2 protein-coding genes are annotated in these 530 nt (G+C 62.6%); both read left to right on the top strand.

Annotated features, from left to right (window positions below):
* The coding region (locus LWH95_RS21530) for a hypothetical protein (protein ID WP_232920355.1) at positions 1–241 on the top strand (241 nt) is incomplete at its 5' end.
* On the top strand, positions 234–530 hold a 297-nt coding region (locus LWH95_RS21525; RefSeq protein ID WP_232920354.1), incomplete at its 3' end, for a magnesium and cobalt transport protein CorA. The genes LWH95_RS21530 and LWH95_RS21525, both read left to right, overlap by 8 nt.

Here is a 530-nt window from a genome sequence, read left to right as displayed (position 1 = left end):
ACCGCCCCCGGCACCGCAACAGCCGCCGGCAGCTACGGTCACCGCACGCGTCGGTGATGATGACGAACGTGATGACGAACGCGGCCAGGAGGAAGACGACGCCTCCACCTATGACAAGCCGCGCCGACGCCGCAAGGCCTCGGCTTACGAACAGAACCTCAACGACCTACGTGAGATGGCCGAGGAGGATCCCCGCATGGTGGCCATGATTGTACGCGGCTGGATGAACCGGAATGAGTAAGCTCCAGGAAATGGGCGGCGTTCGCCGCAGTGCCATCCTGCTACTGGCGCTGGACGAGGACAGCGCGGCGGAGGTCTTCAAGTTCCTCTCGCCGCAGGAAATCCAGCAGATCAGCATGGAGATGGCCAGCCTCGAACAGGTCTCCCACGATGAGATGCGCAAGGTGCTGCAGGCTTTCAGCGATGAGACAGAGGAGTTCATCGCCCTGAACCTCAACTCCAGCGACCATATCCTCTCGGTGCTCACCAAGGCACTGCGTACGGACCGGGCCAGCAGCCTGCTCGAGGAC

The organism is Bacillus sp. G16, assembly GCF_021282335.1.
Classification (GTDB): Bacteria; Bacillota; Bacilli; order Bacillales; family Bacillaceae; genus Bacillus; species Bacillus inaquosorum.
This window is presented reverse-complemented; position numbering and strand designations above follow the sequence as displayed.